The sequence below is a fragment of the Fervidicella metallireducens AeB genome (assembly GCF_000601455.1).
In the GTDB taxonomy this organism is placed as follows: domain Bacteria; phylum Bacillota; class Clostridia; order Clostridiales; family Caloramatoraceae; genus Fervidicella; species Fervidicella metallireducens.
On the sequence record NZ_AZQP01000023.1, the window covers coordinates 1 to 22,402 of the forward strand.

The 22,402-nt window shown below is 31.5% G+C and carries 19 protein-coding genes and 2 pseudogenes; 8 read left to right on the plus strand and 13 right to left on the minus strand.

From position 1 onward, the window contains the following. The 4 genes from Q428_RS08025 to Q428_RS08040 all read left to right on the plus strand — a co-directional run. On the plus strand, nucleotides 1-965 hold a 965-nt coding region (locus Q428_RS08025), incomplete at its 5' end, for an ABC transporter substrate-binding protein (RefSeq protein ID WP_035379862.1). A 50-nt stretch (nucleotides 966-1,015) separates the two neighbouring features. Further along, nucleotides 1,016-1,762, plus strand: a complete 747-nt coding sequence (locus tag Q428_RS08030) for an ABC transporter ATP-binding protein (protein WP_035379925.1) — start codon at nucleotides 1,016-1,018, stop codon at nucleotides 1,760-1,762. Further along, nucleotides 1,752-2,558, plus strand: coding sequence for an ABC transporter permease (locus tag Q428_RS08035; protein ID WP_035379864.1), 807 nt, complete (start codon nucleotides 1,752-1,754; stop codon nucleotides 2,556-2,558). The genes Q428_RS08030 and Q428_RS08035 overlap by 11 nt, the downstream gene beginning before the upstream one ends. A 144-nt stretch (nucleotides 2,559-2,702) precedes the next feature. Then, complete coding sequence (locus Q428_RS08040) at nucleotides 2,703-4,676, plus strand: methyl-accepting chemotaxis protein (protein ID WP_035379866.1); 1,974 nt, start codon at nucleotides 2,703-2,705, stop codon at nucleotides 4,674-4,676. A 27-nt stretch (nucleotides 4,677-4,703) separates the two neighbouring features. Here Q428_RS08040 and Q428_RS08045 read toward each other — a convergent pair. The 11 genes and pseudogenes from Q428_RS08045 to Q428_RS08085 all read right to left on the minus strand — a co-directional run bounded on the left by Q428_RS08045 (nucleotide 4,704) and on the right by Q428_RS08085 (nucleotide 12,966). Continuing rightward, nucleotides 4,704-6,436, minus strand: a pseudogene (locus Q428_RS08045) (aldehyde ferredoxin oxidoreductase N-terminal domain-containing protein). A gap of 3 nt (nucleotides 6,437-6,439) precedes the next feature. Next, nucleotides 6,440-6,838 (minus strand): 4Fe-4S binding protein, encoded by a 399-nt coding sequence (locus Q428_RS08050; RefSeq protein WP_035379868.1) that lies wholly within the window; start codon nucleotides 6,836-6,838, stop codon nucleotides 6,440-6,442. A 23-nt stretch (nucleotides 6,839-6,861) separates the two neighbouring features. After that, entirely contained in the window at nucleotides 6,862-7,512 is a 651-nt protein-coding gene (locus Q428_RS08055; RefSeq protein ID WP_035379870.1) for a hypothetical protein, read from the minus strand. 132 nt (nucleotides 7,513-7,644) lie between these two features. Further along, complete coding sequence (locus tag Q428_RS16550) at nucleotides 7,645-7,929, minus strand: hypothetical protein (protein WP_035379872.1); 285 nt, start codon at nucleotides 7,927-7,929, stop codon at nucleotides 7,645-7,647. Further along, nucleotides 7,921-7,974, minus strand: a pseudogene (locus Q428_RS16365) (hypothetical protein); the annotation flags it as partial. The gene Q428_RS16550 and the pseudogene Q428_RS16365, both read right to left, overlap by 9 nt. Nucleotides 7,975-7,988: 14 nt before the next feature. Next, entirely contained in the window at nucleotides 7,989-8,930 is a 942-nt protein-coding gene (locus Q428_RS08065) for a helix-turn-helix domain-containing protein (protein ID WP_035379874.1), read from the minus strand. A gap of 206 nt (nucleotides 8,931-9,136) precedes the next feature. Then, nucleotides 9,137-10,441: a helix-turn-helix domain-containing protein gene (locus tag Q428_RS08070; protein WP_035379876.1), complete on the minus strand. Its 1,305-nt coding sequence runs from the start codon at nucleotides 10,439-10,441 to the stop codon at nucleotides 9,137-9,139. Between the two features lie 139 nt (nucleotides 10,442-10,580). Continuing rightward, entirely contained in the window at nucleotides 10,581-10,757 is a 177-nt protein-coding gene (locus Q428_RS15160; RefSeq protein WP_152539093.1) for a YtxH domain-containing protein, read from the minus strand. Nucleotides 10,758-10,814: 57 nt separating this feature from the next. After that, complete coding sequence (locus Q428_RS08075; protein ID WP_035379878.1) at nucleotides 10,815-11,759, minus strand: hypothetical protein; 945 nt, start codon at nucleotides 11,757-11,759, stop codon at nucleotides 10,815-10,817. 110 nt (nucleotides 11,760-11,869) lie between these two features. Further along, a complete protein-coding gene (locus Q428_RS08080; protein ID WP_035379880.1) occupies nucleotides 11,870-12,409 on the minus strand; it encodes a pyruvate kinase alpha/beta domain-containing protein in 540 nt (179 codons plus the stop codon). A 2-nt stretch (nucleotides 12,410-12,411) separates the two neighbouring features. Further along, entirely contained in the window at nucleotides 12,412-12,966 is a 555-nt protein-coding gene (locus tag Q428_RS08085) for a flavodoxin family protein (protein ID WP_051515055.1), read from the minus strand. 148 nt (nucleotides 12,967-13,114) lie between these two features. Between Q428_RS08085 and Q428_RS08090 the strand changes: the two genes are divergently transcribed. After that, entirely contained in the window at nucleotides 13,115-14,863 is a 1,749-nt protein-coding gene (locus Q428_RS08090; RefSeq protein WP_035379882.1) for an ABC transporter ATP-binding protein, read from the plus strand. Between the two features lie 3 nt (nucleotides 14,864-14,866). Further along, nucleotides 14,867-16,894, plus strand: coding sequence for an ABC transporter ATP-binding protein (locus Q428_RS08095; protein ID WP_035379884.1), 2,028 nt, complete (start codon nucleotides 14,867-14,869; stop codon nucleotides 16,892-16,894). A gap of 346 nt (nucleotides 16,895-17,240) precedes the next feature. Here the strand turns inward: Q428_RS08095 and Q428_RS08100 are convergent, their stop codons facing one another. Further along, nucleotides 17,241-17,642 carry a hypothetical protein gene (locus Q428_RS08100; RefSeq protein ID WP_035379886.1) on the minus strand — a complete coding sequence of 134 codons (402 nt, stop codon included), beginning with the start codon at nucleotides 17,640-17,642 and terminating at the stop codon, nucleotides 17,241-17,243. Between the two features lie 507 nt (nucleotides 17,643-18,149). On the opposite strand from Q428_RS08100, the gene Q428_RS08105 reads away from it, so the two are divergent. Next, nucleotides 18,150-19,895: a methyl-accepting chemotaxis protein gene (locus tag Q428_RS08105; RefSeq protein ID WP_051515056.1), complete on the plus strand. Its 1,746-nt coding sequence runs from the start codon at nucleotides 18,150-18,152 to the stop codon at nucleotides 19,893-19,895. A gap of 16 nt (nucleotides 19,896-19,911) precedes the next feature. Here Q428_RS08105 and Q428_RS08110 read toward each other — a convergent pair whose 3' ends face one another. Further along, nucleotides 19,912-21,096, minus strand: a complete 1,185-nt coding sequence (locus tag Q428_RS08110; protein ID WP_035379888.1) for an FprA family A-type flavoprotein — start codon at nucleotides 21,094-21,096, stop codon at nucleotides 19,912-19,914. Nucleotides 21,097-21,693: 597 nt separating this feature from the next. Here Q428_RS08110 and Q428_RS15165 point away from each other — a divergent pair. Then, nucleotides 21,694-22,386, plus strand: a complete 693-nt coding sequence (locus Q428_RS15165; RefSeq protein ID WP_161633609.1) for a hypothetical protein — start codon at nucleotides 21,694-21,696, stop codon at nucleotides 22,384-22,386. Nucleotides 22,387-22,402 lie beyond the last annotated feature (16 nt).

Below are 22,402 nucleotides of genomic sequence, written 5' to 3' on the forward strand. Positions count from 1 at the left end.
CTGGCTTTTACGGATGTGGTAAACAAAAGGATGATAAATTAGTAAAAATTCGATTAAATGAAGTGGTTCGTTCCATTTTCTATGCACCAATGTACGCTGCAATAAATAATGGATACTTTAAAGATGAAGGTATAGAAATAGAACTTTCAACTGGTCAGGGAGCAGATAAAACAATGCAGCAGGTTTTATCTGGAAATGCCGATATCGGTTTCTGTGGTCCAGAGCAGGTTATCTATCTTTATAATCAAGGAAGAGATGATTATGCAGTTTTATTTGCACAACTTACTAAAAGAGATGGCTCATTCCTTGTTGGTAGAACAAAGGAAGAAAATTTCCAATGGGAAAATTTAAAGGGAAAAACAGTAATAGGCGGCAGACCTGGCGGGGTACCTGAAATGAGTTTTGAATATGTCTTAAGAAACCACGGCCTAACACCTGGAAAGGATGTAAATGTAATAACTAATCTTGCCTTTACAGCAACTGCAACGGCTTTTAAATCTGGAACTGGAGATTATGTAACACTATTTGAACCTACAGCAAGTATGCTTCAAAAGGATGCTTCAGGATATATAGTTGCATCTATAGGTAAAGCATCAGGAGAAATACCATATACTTGTTTCTTCAGTACAAAATCATATATGGAGAAAAATCCTGACATTATAAAAAAATTTACAAGAGCAATTTATAGGGGTCAGCTTTGGGTTGAAAAAAGCAAGTCAGAAGACGTTGCAAAGGCAGTAATAAGCTTTTTCCCAGGTTCAGATATTGACGTTTTAACTATGGTTGTTGATAGATATAAAGCACAGGATACTTGGAATAAAACACCTGAATTAAAGGAAGAATCCCTAAGCAGATTAATGGATGTTATTCAATCATATAAAGCTGATTTGATTCCAAAACGACCACCTTTTACTGATATTGTAAACAATAAATTTGCTGAGGATGCAGTAAAAAACATTAAATAGTTATTCTGGAGGGGATAATAGTGGCTCTTCTTAAAATAGAAAACTTATCAATGAGATATCACACATTAGAAGGTGAGACTCCTGCCTTAAATAACCTGAACTTTGAAGTTAATTCAGGTGAATTTGTAAGCATAGTAGGTCCATCTGGCTGTGGAAAATCAACCCTTCTTTCATTAATTGCAGGTCTTATTCATCCTTCTGAGGGGAAAATATTATTAAATAACAAGGAAATACAAAACCCTTGTAATGAATGCAGTAAAATCGGTTACATGCTTCAAAAGGATCATCTTTTTGAGTGGAGAACTATCTACAAAAATATAACTCTAGGCCTTGAGATACAAGGGAAACTGAGCAGTGAAAATATCCAAAGGGTTGATTACATGATAAAAAAATATGGACTTGAAAATTTCAAAAACTATTATCCCCAACAGCTTTCCGGTGGTATGCGTCAGAGAGTTGCATTAATAAGGACACTTGCTGTTAATCCTGAAATACTACTGTTGGATGAACCCTTCTCTGCACTTGATTACCAAACAAGACTGGCAGTTTCAGATGAAATTTATAAAATTATAAAGGATGAAGGTAAAACTGCTGTTATGGTAACCCATGATATCTCTGAGGCCATTGCAATTGCTGACAGGGTAATAATTTTAACTAAACGTCCTGCAGAAATTAAAGACATTTTAAATATTAACCTTTCTATTGAAAATAGAACTCCACTTAAATCCAGAGAAGCTCCAGAATTCAGGCATTATTTCAATGCCATATGGAAGGAGCTGGATGTCCATGTTGAATAATAATTTATCAAAGGAACATCAGATTTTCTTAAAAAGAGTTAAGAGAAGAAAAAATCTTATAGTTTTAACACAGATTATAATACTTCTTGTATTTTTCATACAATGGGAGCTTACCGCAAGATATAAGCTTGTTGATCCATTCCTTGTGAGTCAGCCTAGCAGAATGTTTAAGTTTTTAGTGAAGCTTTACGGTGAAGGAATGCTCTTTAGGCACATTTTTGTAACTTGCTATGAAACAATCGTAGGCTTCCTCTTAGGCACAGTAATCGGAACTCTGATTTCAATAATTTTGTGGTGGTCAGACTTTATATGCAAGGTATTAGACCCTTATTTAGTTGTTCTAAATGCCCTACCTAAGATTGCACTTGGGCCTATATTGATTTTCTGGATTGGAAACGGTCAGCCTGCCATTATAATGATGGCACTTATGATATCCCTTATTGTAACAATAATCTCTGTACTCTCTGGATTTAAAGAGGTTGATGATGATAAGATAAAACTTATAAAAACCCTTGGAGGAAACAAGTTTCAGATACTAAAATATGTAGTTCTTCCAGCCAGTATACCAACGATGATTTCGGCACTTAAAATAAATGTCGGACTTTCCTGGGTTGGTGTTATTGTAGGTGAATTTCTTGTAGCCAAAGAGGGACTAGGATTTTTAATTGTCTTTGGCGGTCAGGTTGCTCAACTTGATATGGTAATGGTCAGTATATTGATTCTTTCAATAGCTGCCTATCTTATGTATGAAGCAGTAACTGCCCTGGAGAGACGATATATTAAATATAGATCCTGAAACAGGAACCATATTGATGGTTCCTGTTTTTATGGTAATTATAGCTTGTTTTAACAATATATTTAATTATTTTACAATTTGTATAAAGTTTTAGAATTTTTTCTCGAAAACTATTTATGTAATAGCTATTGAGGAGGATTCAAAATGAGAAGAAAAAGTTCTATCAAATTTAAGCTAATTTCAATCTTTATTATTTTATCAACGATTCCTATAATTATTGCATCTACCTTTTCAGTTTTCCAGGCAAATAAACTTGTAATTGAAAAGGTTAACGAATTAACCCATCAAATTGCAACTGAAAAGGCTGCTTATATTGATTCTTTTATTATTTCAGTTGAAAATTCTTTAAATGCACTTTCATCTATGGATTCAGTTATAAACCTGAATGAAACTCCATTGATGGCTGAACTTAAAAGAACACAGGAAACCAACGGAAATCTGTTATTTGCATACGTTGGAACAAGTGATAAAGAAATGTTTAAATATCCTTATACCAAGCTCCCAGATGGTTATGATCCAACACAAAGACCTTGGTATAAACAGGCTACCCAGTTTCCTAACACTATAATTATTACAGAACCATATAAAAGCTCATCAACAGGAAAATTAGTCGTTACACTGGCAAAGTCAGTTATGACAACCAAGGGAAAAACTGCCGTTGTTGGACTTGATGTTGAACTTACAAAGCTTTGTGAACAAATAGCACAGACTAAAGTTGGACAGACAGGTTATGCTTCTTTATTACTTCCTAATGGAGTAATTTTAGCCCATAAGGATAATAATTTAATCTTAACAAACATTGCAGAAAAATATGACTGGGGAAAGGAACTTATAAGCAAAAAAGAAGGAAATATTAAATACAACTTCCAAGGCACAGACAAGATAATGGGTATAAGCCAATCTAAAAAAACTGGCTGGCTCTCTGTGGCAAGTATAGGCTCAACAGAATATGCAAGCAACTTAAAACAGTCTACATATATTATATTTGCTTTAGTTGTTATAATGGCAATAATAAGTTCATTTATAGGATTTGTTTACACCAAGAAGATAACCAATCCACTTAACAAACTTTCAGAACTTATGAAAAAAGCAGAGGAAGGTGACTATACTATTGATATAGATGCAAATAGGGCTGATGAAATTGGTCAGATTCAGCTAAGCTTTAAAAACCTTGTTGAAACCCAGAGAAATCTATTAAAGGATATAGTATCTTCATCAAAACAGCTTTTAGGTGCATCAGAAGATATGCTTAAAACTTCAGCGGTTTCAGTAAATGCCATGAATAACATCAACGATTCAATAGGAGAGATAGCAGCCTCTGCACAAAACAACGCTGCAAGCCTGGAAGAAGCTAATGCAGGAATTGAAGAGATGGCTTCAAATGCTCAAACCGTTGCTATGGCTGTTCAAAAAGTAAAGGACAATAGCGAAGAGTCTGTAAAAATAGCAACCTCAGGTTATGAATCGGTTGATTTGGCAGCAAAATCTATGGCAAAAATCAAGGATTCTGCTGAAGATATCAACCTTGTAGTTGGTGAGTTATATGAAGCTTCAAATCAAATAGATACTATTGTAAAAACAATTACTACAATTGCTTCCCAGACAAACCTTCTGGCTTTAAATGCTGCTATTGAAGCTGCAAGAGCTGGGGAAGCTGGCCGTGGTTTTGCAGTTGTTGCAGATGAAGTTAGAAAACTGGCTGAGGAAAGCAGCTCAGCTGCTAAAAATATTGAAAATCTTATTGTCAGCATACAAAGTAAGGTCAAGGCAGCTGTAAGTACAACTGAACAGGAAATCAAACTTGTTGAAGAAGGAACACAAAATTCATTGCTAGTTATGGAAGCCCTTGATAAAATAGTTTCTTCAATAAAATCACTTAACAACCACATTGAGGAGGTTGCAGCTGCCTCAGAAGAACAGTCTGCAGCTGCTGAGGAGATGTCTGCTGTTATTAACAATATAAATCACTCTATTGAACAAACTGTTAAAAATACTGAAGAAATGGCAGGTACAACTAACGAGCAAAAAAGAGTTATTCTTGAAGTTGAAGAATCAGCAAAGCAGCTTGAGCAACTGGCAAATACCTTATCTTCACAGGTTGAGAAATTTAAAATATAACATAAAAGGATGGGGTTTTCCCCATCCTTATAATTCTTCTATCATTTTCTTATACATCTCAACCATTTTCTTTGCCTTTTCACTATCCAGTTTTCCATTTAAAGTTTTGGTCTGGAAAAATCTTTCTGGTATTTTCACACTGTCAAGACTGTAGCCTAATTTTTTCTTTATTTCATATTTTAGTTTTAAAATTTCTTTTGCTGTTTTTGTAAGTTCCTCATTTGTAACTTTTATTCCTACAGAATCAAGTGCTTCGATTATAACTTCCCTTGAATATACTTTTCTTGCAAATAAACATATAACAAGGCTTGTTAAAATGTTTCTCTCTAGTTCTTCAAAGAGAAGATTTTTTAATATATCTTCTTCCTTAACTCCTGCCTGGTCAAAGGAATATCCACCATTATCAAGGTGTGAATGTCTTGAACCCACAGCAAATCCAACAACACTGCCATATCCTGTGTGATAACCTGGCATTTCGTTACCACCAAGATGACAGCAAAATCATTACCTCCATATATATTTGATGCATAATCAACGCCATATCCCAGATCTTTGTAGAATTTATTTTTCCTTGATGCTATGTATTTGACAGCAACCATATAGTTCTGAAGTATTCCAAAGTCTAATGGCAGCAAAGTATCATCAATGGTTATGATACCCCTTTTATAGGCCTCAGTTGCCCATCCTAAAGCAACTCCGGTTGAAATAGCATCAAGTCCTTCACTCTCAACAACATCAATAAGTTGAAGAATCTCATTTGTTGTTTTTAGTCCTAAAAAGCTTCCAAGTGCAAATACAAGCTCATGATCATAAGAGACATCAACTGTTTCAAACTCATAACCTACATCAAATTCCCTTCTAAATTGACCTATGTGAATACAGCCAATAGGGCATCCTGAACAAGCAACCTTTCTGACTAAGGTTTCCTTTGCAAACCTCTCCCCTGAAATATCATCAGCAAAATCAATTTTCGTATTCTGCAGATTTAAGGAAGGTAAAGAATTCATTTCATTTAGTGGAATAACATTAATTGATGTTCCAACCTCATGATATTTTTTCATTACGTCGGTTTTTATTACTGTATCATATATTTTATCATATACATCTCTGTATTTCTTTCTATAACCATTGTCTATTGGTATAGAATTATCACCTATAATAACTATACCCTTTAGCAGTTTAGAGCCAAAACAAGCCCCAAGTCCAAGTCTGCCAAAGTGTCTGTAGGTATCTACATTTATCCCCGCATATGTAACCAGATTTTCTCCTGCTCTTCCTATTCTCATGGAACTTCTTATACCACTGCCACCTGTATGCTGTCTGAAAATTTTCCCTGTTTCCTCAACAGAGAGTCCCCAGATTGCCCTTGCATCCTTAAATTTTACCTTATCATCAATAACAAGATACTCAGGATGCTTTGCCCTTCCTGTAATAACCATTGCATCTATCCCACTGAAACGCATAGCCATAGCCAACCTGCCACCTGCGTGACTTTCCCCATATTCCTTTGTATGAGGGGAGTAAAAGGTTGCAACTACCTTTGTACAAACCGGCATAACAAAGGACAATGGTCCATTTGCAAATATTATAGGCTGCTCAGGATCAAGCGGATCTAAATCAGGTTTTATGTTTTCATCTAGTAACTTTGCAGCAACACCTGTTCCACCTATGTATTTTACTAAATCCTTTCTCTCTTCATATCTGAATTCTTCTTTTTCTAAGTCTATATATAAGACGTTAATATAATCTTTACCAAGCATATTCTAAACCTCCTTTGTGGTTATGCACCTATGGGGACAGTATTTTGCACAATATCCACAATGGCTACATATAATAGGATATTTATCCTCATCCATCCTTATGGCGGATACAGAACAAGCCTTCGCACACTGACCGCATCTTACACAATTATTTTTGTGGAAAACAACTCCCCCGCCTTTTCTTAAAGTTAATGCATTAAATTTACAAGCCTCCATACATGCTGGCTCATTGCAGGCTCTACATATGTTTATAACAAATTCCCCTGTAAAACCACCTGATGTTTTTACGTCTATAGCTGAATTAGCAGCTGAAAATTCACCCCTTAACCTGGCACAAGCCTGACGACAAGAGAGACATCCTATACATCTTCTTCTGTCCACAACCTTTAAAACCTTAGGCATCCTAACTCCTCCAAACTCTTTAATTAAGAAATTTTCTCTATCATTTCCTTTACATTTATCAATGAGTTGTACGATAGATTTACTAAATTCTTTCCCTGCTTGATACATTCATTTTTGGGGTAAGAATAACCTATCTTCAAGTTAAAAATAAAATTATCTTCTTTTATATTATTCTCAATAAACAAAATAAAATTATCATAATTTTTATTGTTTATCTCAAGGGAATTTAACTTCAGTTCATTGGATTTTCTATTTTTTTTGCTAAATTCAACATGCATATGCATAAACTTGCTTGATAATACAAACTCCCATAATTTCATTTTTTTACTGGTTAAAATATCAATTATTTTATAAGCCTCATCCTTCGTAGAGGAAGAAAATATGGCTTCAATACTGAGGGCATCCTTATCTAATTTTATAATCACCTTGGAATCATTAAAACCACCCTTGTATTCACTATATATATCAGTACTCTTCTTGTTAAAACTATGAAAATCCCTCTGTAGTTCCAGCACTCCCCCAGTTTTGCTATGATGATTTTTCTGCATTTGATAACATAGTGCTCTAAAATGCATTTTTAAATCATTTCTAACCCTTTCATACTCCTCCTTTGCTAATTTATCCTTATTTTTAAAATAATCAAAGTCTACCCCAGTTAATCCATTAAACTCCATATTAACTCCCCCTCATTCTATAAAAAAGATGTTAATTCCATTTTCTATTAATTATACACAAATAATAACAAAAATGATATTAACACCTTTTGACTTTTTTCTACCTATATCTACTTTTTTAACACTATACTATTAAATCTGTTCAAGGAGTTTATTAGCTTTCATCATATATTCTAAAGCTGCCTTTTCATCATTGTTGTTTTTATACATCTCTGATAGCTTTAAATACATTTGTGCTTCCTCCTTTATGTCCCCTATTTTTTGTATTAAATCTACAGCTAAAAATGCAGTAATCTCGGCTCTCATAAAGTCTTTAAGCTCTGCTAAATATTCAAATTTTGTTTTAAAAACTGAAACTAACCCATCTGTATTATTATCCTTTATCATAACGTTTTCAGCCTTCTCTAAGACTTCCATTGATTTATCCAGTTTATTAAGCTGTTTATAAAAATCCGCTAAATTTAAATAACTCTCAACTAGATACTATCCTCACTATTCTCCTTATATTCGATAGCTTCATTTATATATTCTATAGCCTTTTCCCTATCCCCAATTTCCCAAAGACAAAGAGCCGCGTTATTTCTAGCCCTTCCCATACCAGCAATATCCCCTTCTTTTTTATATCTCTCAAAGGCTTCATCGAAATTTTCTATTCCTTCCTGATTTTCTTTCTGTTCAATTATTATGAGTCCCTTCATCATTTCTAATCCAGGATATAAGCTTTCTTTTTTGCTGAAATCGTTTTTATTAAGAAAATCATATGTTTTTTCGATAAATTCCTTTGCTTCGTTATATTTTTTAAGACTTATATAGCATAGGGATATGTTGTATAGAATTTTTGCAACAAGATTTTTATCTGTTTCTTGATTAGCGTTTCTGTATGCACTTAAATAATATCCAACTGCCATATCATACTTCTCAGTATGATATAAACATGTACCTATTTTAAAGAAAATATCAACTATTGTCTGAATTTCTTTTGTCTTGAGGTAATATGTAAGAGCCTGAATATTAAGTTCAAAAGCTGCATTATAGTTATTCTGAGTATAATGGCATTTTCCCTTTATATAGTAAAAATAGCCTTTCTGCGAATCATCCAGATATTGAAATATATCCTTAGCCTTTTCAACATTCTCAGCAGCAGCATCATATTTTTTTTCATTAAATAGGTTTTCACATTCTTCCTTTATTAAGCTGAATTTTTTTCTATATCTTTCTTCTTCTGTTAATATAAAATAATCAACATCAACTTCTAATTTTTCTGATATATATTCTAATAAAGCACTGCTGGGTTTGCATTTTCCCTTTTCTACAGCACTTATCTGAGCAGCCGTAACCCTGTCACCAGCTAACTCCTTTAATGTAAGTCCCATCTGTTTTCTTCTCTTTCTTATTTTTTCCCCCAGATTTAAATTCATAATTTCACCTACTTCATAACCTTAAGCTGTTCACCAGAATAATACATTATTTTCTATAATATTCTTCAATTTTTATAAAATTCCTTCTTTTTTATAAAATCTACTTAAATTTGACATGTTATATGTTTATAATATTATTCTTTAATCCTGATTAAAGTTTTAAAATAAAAACTGTACTCTTTGTACAGTTTTTACTAAATTTTTATTTATTCATTTAATATAATTCCCATTTCTTTAAATATTTCTAATCCCCTGTTTATATAATTCAATGCCAGCTCCTTTTCACCTATTTCAATATAGAATTTACCAAGAAGTATTGAAAAGTCAGCAAGCTGTTTTTTATATCCTAAAGTTTCAATGTATCTTATTGCTGTTAGTAATGTTTCTTCTGCTTTAGGGGCATTATTCATTTTTTGATTTATTTTATAAAGATATTCATAGCATTTAATTCTATACATGTGCTGCTCATCATCAATTACATTTAAAACCTCATCAACGATTTCCTTAGCCTTCTCATAATCACATATCTGTATATAATTATCACATATCTTTAACATTGTATCAGCCAAAGTCTCATCCTTAATATCCTGCTTTAATTTTATAGCTTTATTTAAATGCAAGAAGGATTCATCCATGTTGTTTCCCTTGGCAAATATCACTCCAAGGTTTGTTTCAATATCTGCCATTTCACGAACATCATTTATTTCATTAAATATTTTACTTGCTTCCTTTGCATATTTCAGTGCTTCTTTAATTTTCTTTTCCTGACTGTATGCAATACTTAAAATCATAAGGGTTTCAGCATATTCCTTCTTATTTCCAAGAACATTGAGCTTGTCCCTTGCCAGCATAGCAAAATCTATTGCCTGGGAAACGTTGTTCATCTTACTATGGCAGGATGCAATGTAAAAGTATATCCTTGCCTTTAGCATTTCATTCATATAGTTACTTTCATTTAAAATATTATCTGCCTGCATAAAATAGTTTAAAGAGGTAGGTATGTATCCCATCTTAAGTGTAATAATTCCAAGAAGAATAAAACTTTTTACAATTTCTTCTATATTCTCAGTTTTTAAAAACACACTGTTTGCTGAAAGACAGTATTGTTGAGCCTCTTCATATTCTTCATTGATAAATTTTAAATTTGCCAGGGCCATTTCAAGTTTTCCCTTGAAATAACTTAAATTATATTTCTGAGCATAATGAATTCCCTTATCAATTACCTCCTGTGCCCTTAACTTGTTGCCACTATTAATAGCTGACTCAGCAATATTAGAATAGAATTCACAAATCTTAGCCGCCTGTTTTTCTTCACTTTCCATAAAATATTCAATATCGGTATTTAATTTCTCTGCCATGTATTCCAGTAAATCAATACTTGGATTGGATTTACCTGATTCAACGAGACTTATTTGTCCAGGAGTAATTCTATCTCCTGCAAGCTCCTTCAGTGTCATATTCATTTCTTTTCTTTTTGCCTTTATCTTTTCCCCTAAGGTTAATATTTCCATATTCATCACCCTCTGTTAATATATACTGTTTCTATTATACAAAAAAATTACAAAAATATATAGATATTTGTCAAATTGTTAAAAAAATTACTTTAAATAAATGAAAAACTTTCAAAAAAAATAAACCGGGAATTCCGGTTTATCTTCGATATTCTCTCATATTGTCCATTAAATCCTGAGTCATGTGTCCTAATCTCTTTCCTGCTCTTTTTACCCTTCGTCTTGTTCTATAATCCATCTGTGGCATCATCATCATTCCTGCTGCTGCACCTAACAAAGCTCCAGCTGCTAAACCACTGAAAAAACGTCCTCTCATTTTACACACTCCTTTCATTTTATTAATTATAGAGTGTGCAGTTTAGCATATTGTAAACTAGTAAACTGTATCCTCAATTGTTTTAAATTGGATAATTTTGAAACCATTAAGGGTTTCTATTATATATCTTATTTTATTGGTCTCAATATTATTGCTTTTATTTCCATCTGCTATAAGATACGAATTCCATTGCTCTATAACATCAATATAAATAGTTCCATTACTGTCTATAACAGCATTTTCTGTTTTAAGGGATATAAATTTCTTGTTTATCTTATAGTCCTGCTGATTTAACCATTTAATTTCTTCAGCAACTTCATTATAAACCCCTGAATTTTTATCTATACAATTGATTTCTATTAGCTTCCTATTATTAACAGCATTTTCCTTAAACTTTAAGTACTCCTTTATTATTTCTTCACATTTTTTTACCACTTCCTTTGAAACATTAAGCTTTATCTCCATATCCTGACCAGCCATCAACCTTGAATGGTACTTATCACAGTTTTTCATTTCAACATCTACATCGTAGGTTGCAAAGGGGATTTTGCTAATTAAAACTTCTCCATCAATATTTTTAAATTCTTCACCATTAATAAATAACCTTGCATTGTTTGGTAATTTAATATGCCAGTTATAGATATAGTCATTAAATATCCAAACATATTTTCCTTTAATTTTATTTACGCTTATATTTTTTACTCCCTGATCAGTCTGTAGGTTAAAAACAATCTCATCTTTTAAATTATTTTTACCAACTATCTCATAATTTTCACCAAAGTTATGTTTCATATATGACTTAAAAATATTTTCTGAAAAATCTGGGCTTTCAATATAGCTGTAAAGTTTTTTGTAATCCATATTCTTCAATGCTTCTTCAAAGGAATTCTTAAAACTTATTGATGATATAATTAAATAAAAAAGCATTATAATTAGTGCTGCTGAAAAAGATTCCTTTAAAAGAAAAATCTTTTCCTGCTTATACAATCGTCTTATCTCCATAACCTGCCTCCCAAAAGTACTAATAATTACTCATTAATGAGATTCTATCCAAAATGTCAGGTTATATACATGTATATGCACCTATAACGCTTATTATTCATTCATTTATGTTACAATGGCTTACAGATAATTTCTTTAACTTTAGTATCCAATATTGTAGCTGCATGTGAAGGTCTTAATATAACTGCAGTATCTGCACCATAGCCAGTTCCACCTATCGCTATAATATCCTTGCCATAGGGTATTAAACCTGCATCTAGTGCCATTACTGAAATCTCCACAGCAACTTTAACCCCCTGTCCAAACATCCTTAAAGAATTTGCAATTATTTCCACAGGATAAACTCCTGTAAACTTTCTTGAAAGTCCTCTTTCTGCTCCTGATAAAACATGGGTACCAGTATAAACATTAAATCCATAGCCCTTTAATTTTTCTATAGTTTCCCTAGGCATTTCCATAACTCCTGGTTCTTTAAAACCATTTACATGTGTTACAACTACAATATTTTTATCAAGTCCCTTTAAAAACTCAGCTGTATATCCTGTATTAGATGCTACAACAATATCTTGAATATTCCTATCCATAGAAGCTTTTATTGCCAGTTCTATTGTCTTTTGAGTATTTAATTTTCCTGCACTTTCAAAATACATTTTTATAACCTCCCTGCTTTAATTCCTTTTTTATATATGCTTTTTAAAAATTCATCATCAATTTTTACTCTATCTAATCCCATTGCATAGATACTTTCTACAAGTGTACTATTACATGATAACATGAAATATTTTGCACATAGTTCCATTGATTGAAGCATTTTTTCACTACTCCTCCCTGAAGTAAATATTAAATATCCTCTTTTCTTATCACTTAAAGGTAAGTTACCCTTAAAGTTCTTACTAAACAAAGCTTGACACCTATCAATAACCAATTTCAGCTGAGCTGATACTCCAGCGAAATATACCGGAGAGGATAAAATCAATATCTTACAGTCCTCTATTTCTTTATAGATCAAATTCATATCATCACTTATGACACACTTCCCAGTTTTTTCACAGGCAAGGCAGCCATTACATGGATTGACCTTCATTTTTGTCGTATCAATAAAAACTACCTCAATATCTGCCTCCTTTAATCCCTTAATAAACTCATTTGTTAATAACCAGGTATTTCCTTTTTCCCTTGGGCTTCCAAACAGCACTAGTGCTTTCATACATACCACCGCCAAAATTTCTATTCTTGTAGCTTACTATAACCATATTATAGCATAATATTAATTTTTCGTATTTCGAAAATTTCGACTTGATAAATTTTGTAAATTAATACTATAATTATTAATACAGAGGGAAGGGAGGAATTATATGAATAAATTTAAATCACTAATCAGATATACTTCTAAATATAAATTTAGATACTTAATAGGAATTACATTCCTGCTGTTAATAGACTTAATTCAATTGATACCTCCAAAACTTATTGGCTATTTAACTGATTTATTGTCAAAGGGAAATGCAACAAAGGCTCATCTTATAAAATATATATCCCTCATAGTTTTAATTTCATTTTCAATGGCAATTGGTAGATACATCTGGCGAATTTATATTTTCGGCTCCGCACGCCTTGTAGAATTTGATATGAGAAATAAACTTTTTCAACATCTTCAAAAACTCTCACAAAACTTTTATAATCAACACAAAACAGGGGATTTGATGGCACTGGCGACCAATGATTTAAATGCAGTCCGAATGACCTTAGGTCAGGGAATTATCATGATAACCGATGCCATTGTATTAACAATTACTACACTTTCAATAATGCTTTCTATAAATGTTAAATTAACCTTAATCTCACTTATACCTCTACCCTTCGTAGCTCTAGTTGCCACAAAATTTGGTAAGATAATTCACAACAAATTTCTAAAGGTTCAGGAATCTTTCTCAAAACTTACAGATATAGTTCAGGAAAATTTTTCAGGTATAAGAATAATTAAATCCTTTGTTCAAGAAGAAAAGGAATATATAAAGTTTACCAAGGAAAATCAACATAACTATGAGACAAATATGGAATTAGTAAAAATATGGGGAATGTTTTTTCCTCTTGTTGAATTTATTGCTTCCCTAAGCTTTGTCTTTCTCACTGGTGTAGGAGGAACATATGTAATATATGGATATATTTCATTAGGGGACTTTATTGCCTTTAACATGTATATAGGAACTTTAGTATGGCCTATGATGGCATTTGGTTGGGTTATTAACATAATTCAAAGGGGACTTGCTTCACTTGAGAGAATAGAAAATATACTACACCAAAAACCTGATGTTTTTGATAATGATGTTAAGGACCTTAAATACCTGAATGGGGATATTTCAATTAAAAACCTTACTTTCAAATATCCTGATACTGAGTCACCTGCACTGGAAAATATTAATCTTACAGTAAAAGAAGGTCAAACACTAGGTATTATAGGGAAAACAGGAAGTGGAAAGAGTACTTTGGTAAACCTCTTACTTAGACTATATAACGTTAATGATAATACTATCTTTATTGGCGGAATAGATATCAACAGAATCCCTTTAAAAATATTAAGGGAGAGTATAGGTTTTGTACCACAGGATTCCTTTTTATTTTCTACTACAATAACTGAAAACATAAATCTTCCTTTGGAGCAGCTTGATATGGCTGAAATAATTGAAAGCACTAAAGCAGCAGATATTTACGACAATATATTAAACTTTAAGGATGGATTCGATACGATAGTTGGAGAAAGAGGGGTTACATTATCTGGGGGACAAAAACAGAGAATAAGCATTGCAAGGACCTTGATTAAAAATCCAAAAATCCTTATTTTCGATGATTGTCTTTCAGCTGTTGATGCTAAGACCGAAGTGAATATACTCTCTAACCTTAAAAATATAATGAAGGAAAAAACTTCTATAATTATTTCCCATAGGATTTCAGCTGTTAAGGATGCTGACCTGATTGTTGTCCTTGATGATGGAAAAATCGTTGAAATGGGACTTCACAGCCAACTGATTGAGATGAATGGAATTTATAAAAGTATATTTGATAAACAGCAAATAGAAGAAAAAATTCAGAGTGAGGAGGTGTAGGATATGGAAAATTTTCAGATGGAAGAAGCTGTAGTAAAAGAATATGATTCTAAACTAATGAGAAGACTTCTTACATTTACCAAACCATACCTTTCATCCTTTGGCCTTGTTATTATAATAATGTTTGTTTTAACAATAGCCGATCTTTATATACCAAAACTTGTGAAGGATGTAATAGATAATAATATAAATGGCTATACAAGAGATTACAGCATCCTGAAATCTTACTCCCCTGAGAGCTGGAAAATTGGAGACCTTTATATTAAAGAAGGAAACATAAAAAATGCTGTTAAAGCTTCTATTGTTTATTCTGATAATGCCTACTATCTTGTTGAAGGCAGGGTCAATCATAAGGAACCCTATAAATTTGTAGGCGATAAACTTCTACAGGGTAAAAATATCTTCAAATCATATAAAATTAAACCTTCAGAAATAAAGGAAGTAAGAAGGTCGGATGCTAAAGGTGTTCTTAATAAAACCATGTTAATGCTTTTTTTATCAATCTTGGTATTTCTATTAGGATATATTCAGGTTTATCTTATTTCAAAGACGGGGCAGAAAATAATTTTTGATATACGTCAAAAACTGTTTAGGCATGTAGAAGATTTATCACTATCGTTTTTTGACAGCAATCCTGTTGGAAGACTTGTAACTCGAATCACCAATGACGTAGAAACACTTAATGAAATGTATACAAGTGTTTTACTTAATCTAATAAAAGACGCATTTTTAATCATATTTATTCTCGTTGCAATGTTTTTACTGAATGTCAAACTAGCTTTGATAACCCTCTTTGTTATCCCAGTGATAACGGCTGCAATCATTATATTTAAAAGATATGACAGAGAAGCCTATAGAGATGTCAGGGTAAAACTAGCCAGAATAAATGCCTTTCTCTCAGAAAATATATCAGGTATGAAAATAGTTCAGATTTTTGCTAAGGAAGAAAAAAAATATAAAGAGTTTGCGAATATTAATAGAGAGTATTTTGATGCCTCCTATCATCAATTACAGATAATTGCCATTTTCAGACCTTTTATTGATTTAGTATATTCCCTTGCTCTAGCAGCTCTTTTATGGTTTGGTGGAATAAGGGTTATAAATAATAATTTAACCTTTGGTATTCTTTTTGCTTTTGTAAGTTATCTTCAGAAATTCTTTCAACCAATAAATGATATAAGCGAAAAATATGATATCCTTCAGTCTTCTATGGCATCATCTGAGAGAATATTTATGTTACTTGACAAGGATGAAAGAATTAAAAATCCAGATAATCCTGTTAGCATAGAAACTTTAAAGGGAGAGATAGAATTTAAAAACGTTTGGTTTGCATATAAAGAAAATGATTGGGTTTTAAAGGATGTAAGCTTTAAAATTAACCCTGGGGAAAAGGTTGCTTTTGTAGGTGCAACAGGAGCAGGTAAAACCTCAATAATAAGCCTGATTAGCAGGTTTTATGATATTCAAAAAGGAGAAATCTTAATCGACGGTATCAACATTAAAAATATGAATAAAGAAGATCTAAGAAAAAATGTAGCAACAGTTCTTCAGGATGTTTTCCTATTCACAGGAGATATAAAGGGAAATATTCGTTTAAACAATGATGAGATTTCTGATGAAACCATCATCTCAGCAGCAAGATATGTAAATGCAGATAAATTTATTGAAAAACTTCCAGACAAATATGACTCATATGTGAACGAAAGGGGAACTACTTTCTCTCAGGGAGAACGTCAGCTTATTGCTTTTGCCAGAGCCATTGCCTTTAATCCACCCATTTTAGTACTTGATGAGGCCACTGCAAATATAGATACAGAAACAGAAAGCCTTATACAGGATGCCTTGGAGAAGATAACAGAAAATAGAACAACAATAATTGTTGCCCATAGACTTTCTACAATAAAAAAAGCAGATAAAATTATAGTTCTCCATAAAGGGAAAATACGTGAAACAGGTACCCATGAAGAATTATTGAAAAGGGAGGGTCTATATTATAATCTCTATCAGCTTCAATATAAAGATTTAGCTTAAAATAAAACACCCCCAAAAGGGGGTGTTTTATTACTTATAGGGGGTAACACCATTCCAGAGGAATGGCACATGGATCACATAATAATAAATTCTAATTTATTGAATTTTTATACAATTTGAAGTAAATTTATTGAATTAATTATAAACTTATTTTATCACTTTAAAGTCAAAAGGTCAATATTTATTGAAATTATTTTTTTAACAAATTCTATATTCAGAATTTTCAATTAATTATATTTTTTAGATGTTTTACAATAAATCTTATAACTTCATTTAATTTAAAATTGATTGACTAATTTCAATAAGCATAATATTTAACAAATAAAAAATTGCCATCAGGCAATTTTTATATTTCCAATTCTTCAAGTATTTCGTCAATATCAAAATCCTTATCCTCATCAGCAAAAACAATAGTAAACTCACATTGTTCATAACTGTTTTTATCCATTTCGTATGCAACAAACTCTCCCTGTATATCCATATCTTCACATATCTCTTCTACTATTTCTCTTACATTATCACTTGCTATGTCAGTAAGGTATGGTAAGAAATATACATCATACCAATCTGATTCTCCTTTTGACTCATCGTAATTTTCATTTGCATATTCCTTTGCCCCATCTAATTCTGTATCATCGAACTCGTAGAAAAAATTAAGTACAAGCATATCTTTTTTGTACTTTATCTCGTCGATTTCTGAGAAACCTTCTTTTTTAAGACGTTCAATTATTTCTTTTTTTTCTAACATTTTATCACCTCTTGGAAATTATATTTGAAGACTATCTTCCTTATGTTAATTTGTACAAATACATGAAAATTATACTTCATTAACCACAATATATTCAACTATCAGTAAAATTTATATAGAACTATTTTATATATTACTATAGCAAAAATAATTAACTGTCCCTATTCATTTATCCCTATCCATTTAACTATGATGTAGAGTATCACGAAGATTACTGGGGAAATGGCAATGATACTGTATAAAGTTAACAATTCTTTATAACTAATATTTTTCATCTCCATTCCTTCTTTCTTATAAAAATAATAATTTATATTGGATTTGAGTGATGCTTTCCCTTAAATTTATTATACTCTACGTTTTAAATTTTCTGATTAATTTTTATTGTTGAAATTTGATGACATTTGTAATATTGTTTTGTTAACTATTTATGTAAAAAATATTATTTTTTTCTTTTTTATATCGATAACTAAAATAATGAAATCTATACATTCTCTGGGGGGATACTGAATGAAAAAAAAGCAAAAAGTACTTAAGGAAAAAAATAAGGTAAGAAGAAAAAAAACTCATAATATAGGCCTTGTAAAGGGTATAATTTTTATGGCCTTAGTATCTGTTTTTTCTATATGTGCTATAGGAATTACAGGCTTCTTTGATATTTTTAAAATCAACTCAAACGTAGAAAAAATATATAAAGAAAGATTGGCATTATCAATGCAAATGAATCAGGTATTAAATGAAGTACAAACTATAAAAATGAATATTACAAACACAACTGACTTAGGTTATAATGAGGTCTATTCCGAAAATATTGATTCTTCTTATCGAGATATACAGCTTATATTAAATAGTAAAGAATTTAAAAATTTAACGGAAAATGAAGCAAAAACTCTGGAGCTCATAAAACAGTCTCTCTCTAAATATATGAATAACTGGATTAGTATAAGGGATAAATTTATCAACTTCTCCATGTATAGTCATTTGGAAGTTGAAGAACTTGAAACAAATGCCGAAGATGTTATTGCTCAAATAAACAAATTTATAGTTTTAAATAATAAAGCTTCAGAAAACCTTTACTTAGAAAGCAAAAATACATATAAAATCAGCATTGTTATTTTTGCCATACTGTTTCTATCCTGCCTGATTTTAATTTGTGCTTCTTCAGTAATATTACTTAAGTTAATAAAGAAATCCTTAAATGATTTAAGGGAGAACCTGACAAAAATATCTGAGGGTGATTTATCTATTGAAATCGATGATTCTGCTAAAAATGAGTTTGGACAGTTGAATTCTTATCTAAAAATGTCTTTATCAAATATCTATAGTATTGTTAGCTCAATTAAAAATACCTTTGAACAAATTAATGAAAATGCTCAGTCTTTAGCTGCTATATCTGAAGAGATGTCGGCCTCCTCAAGTGAAGTTTCAGGCTCTGTTCATGATATTACAAGTGGGACTTCAACCCAGGCTGATGAATTATCAAAAATCATGGGCATCTTGAACAATTTCGATAATGAAATGGATACTATATCCAATTCAATAAAGAATTTAATTTCAAACACAGAAAATATAAGTTCTATGGCAGATAACAGTAATAACAACCTACAGCTGCTTATTGATTCAATACATAATATTAACAGCTCATTTGATGATGTTAAAACAAAAATTTCAAAATTAAACATAAGTATAAATAAAATTAATGAAATAACTAATGTAATAAACAGTATCGCTGACCAGACCAATCTTTTAGCTTTAAATGCAGCAATAGAAGCTGCAAGGGCAGGAGAAGCAGGCCGTGGATTTGCAGTTGTTGCAGATGAAATAAGAAAACTTGCGGAACAATCAAAACGTTCTTCATCAAATATTGGTTTATTAATAAACGAAATTTCAAGTGAAACTTCAATAGTTGTTAATACAACGGACACCGTAAGCAATGCCCTTGTAAATCAATTAAATACGATAAATACTACAATTTCATCATTTAAAAACATTATAACTTCAATTTCTGAAATACTTCCTATGGTACAGAACATAGATAACTCTAATGAATCTTTAAATAAGGAAACAGATAACATTATGTCTCTTATTGAGGCAGCCTCCTCACTGGCACAGGAGATATCAGCCTCAACTGAAGAAATATCAGCCTCAAGCAATAATATGACAACTTCAACTTCAGAAGTTGCTGAATCTGCGGCAGCTTTAAGTAAACTCAGCAGGGGAATGATGACAGAGCTAAACAAGTTTAAATTAAAATAGGAGCAGTTTCCTGCTCCTATTTTATTAATGCTGCAATTTCTTTTCCAATTGATTTTGCTTTTTCAATATCTTCTTCTGTTGGTACAAACTGAACTTTTAAACCTGGCTCTATTGTTTTAAACTTTAGTCCTTTTAATCTGTCATTTATAAGCTGAACTGCCTCACCACTCCATCCGTAAGAGCCAAAAGCAAATGCTGCTTTACCCCTATTCATCATTGGAGACACAAGTGATAAAACGTCCCATACGGGTTTTACCGCATCCTGATTTATAGTAGGTGAACCTATAATAAGTGCCTTTGCTTTATCAACCTTTGTAATTATTTCATTCATATCAGTTTCTATAATATCATGGATGTCAACCTCTGCTCCTGTTTCCTTTAAACCTTCAGCTATTGCCTTTGCAATCTCTCTGGTATATCCGTAAGCTGAAACATATAAAATAAGTGCATAGTTGTTCTTTGGAATATCTAAAACATCCTTGCTCCAATCCCAGTAAATGTCCACATACTTTCTTGGATTATCTCTAAGAACTGGTCCATGACTTGTGCAGATAACGTCTATACCTAATGGCTTAATTTTTTCTATGGCGGAAATGACATTTTTCTTAAAAGGTCCCATAATTACATTGAAGTAATATTTATATTCATCAGAAAAATCTCCTGCTTCATCATTAAAAATTCCATCTCCACAATAATGACATCCAAAGGCATCCCCTGTGAAAATCACTTTATCCTTTTCATCATATGTAAAAATTGTGTCTGGCCAATGAAGAAGTGGTGCTGAAATAAATCTTAAAGTCCTTTCCCCAATCTTAAGAACATCATTTTCTTTAACTTCAACACTGTTGAAATCTTTATTTATTATATTTCTTAGGTTCATAATAGCTGCCCTTGAAGCATAAACAACAGCATCAGGGTAATATTCTAAAAGCTTTCCAGCAGAACCACTATGATCAGGTTCTGTATGATTAACAACTACGTAATCAATATTCCTATCCCCTATAACACTTTTTATGTTCTGGATAAATTCGTTAAAATATCCGTCTTTAACTGTATCTACTAAAACTATCTTCTCATCAACAATTAAATATGAATTATATGTAGTTCCATTTTCAGTTTTCATAACAATATCGAAAATCCTAAGATCTGGATTTTTGACCCCAACCCAATAAATATTGTTTTTAATTTCTATTGCTCCCATAAAAAACACCTCCAAACAGTTTTCAAGGATATATTTCCCTTTATTTAACATTGTTATTACATATATTATACAACATAAAAATTTTATATAAAATACATTATGGAAAATATTTATCTGAAGAAACTATTTATTTATTTTTTCTTTCACTTATTTCTTACCTAATAACTCATAACCTGTTTGTAATTAAAATATACTTAATATGTAGGATTTATGGAGGTGTTTTTGTTGCTGATTTTTTTATTTGCAGTTTTATGGGGTGGTATTACTGCACTTATTATGTGTGCTCCCTATGGATATTATCCCCTTTTCATCAGCTTGCTTATAATTTCTATTGCTGCTTATTTTATTTCAAATAAGTTTTTTAAAAAGCCCAGTAGATATATGTGTTTGTTATCCATCGCTATTTTTTTACTTTTTTACTCTCTGTGCTCATACATAATTTTTAAACCTTCAAATTACTATTTTCATGATGTAACAAATCTTACTAAAAATAAAAAAGCAATTATTTTTTATTGTGAAGGTGAAATGGAAAAATACACCCCTTATTATGCAAATCACTATTACGAAAATGTACCAGTCATATTTAAACCCTTTTACATGCTGAAATTGAAAAGAATCTACAGTTCAATTGGAATAAACACAAAAAACAAAGATTTATTAGCAGTGGCAGCAGACACAAAAAACTCATTGCTTAACTATAAACCATACTATTTCTATATTGCCTTTAAAGGATATTCACCTGATATTAAAGATTCTGTTAATTCTGCAATAACCGATGGCTGCAGTGAGATAGTTTTTGTAAATTATACTCATAACCAGGAAATTAAAGATATTATATCTAAAGAAATCCCTATTGAAATTCTCTCATCTAAAGGGATAAACTTTAAATTTTCTGAATCTGTTTATCTTAACGACAAATTTGCCAATACCTTTGTTACAAAAATCATTAATATGCCATTTAAATGGGACGGAATTTTGCTTTTAGATAATGAAACAAGAACTTCCAATCTTATAAAAAACGAGCTTATAAATCTTGGGTACTCTACTTCTCAGATTGTAATTACAACTGATATTGATAATGCAATGAAAAGTTTTAGAGAATTAAATGCAAAGAATATACTATATGTAAACCTGTTAGAAAGTGGAAACGGAATAAAATCTGAGATAACTATACCTGAAAGTTTTGAAAAATACAGCAGTGAGTTTAAAATAACAGGTATAAAGCACTGGGGTTATGATAAAAACTATGTTAAGGCTGTTATAGATGTAATATTAAAGACTGAAGAATAATAATTTGGGCACTTGA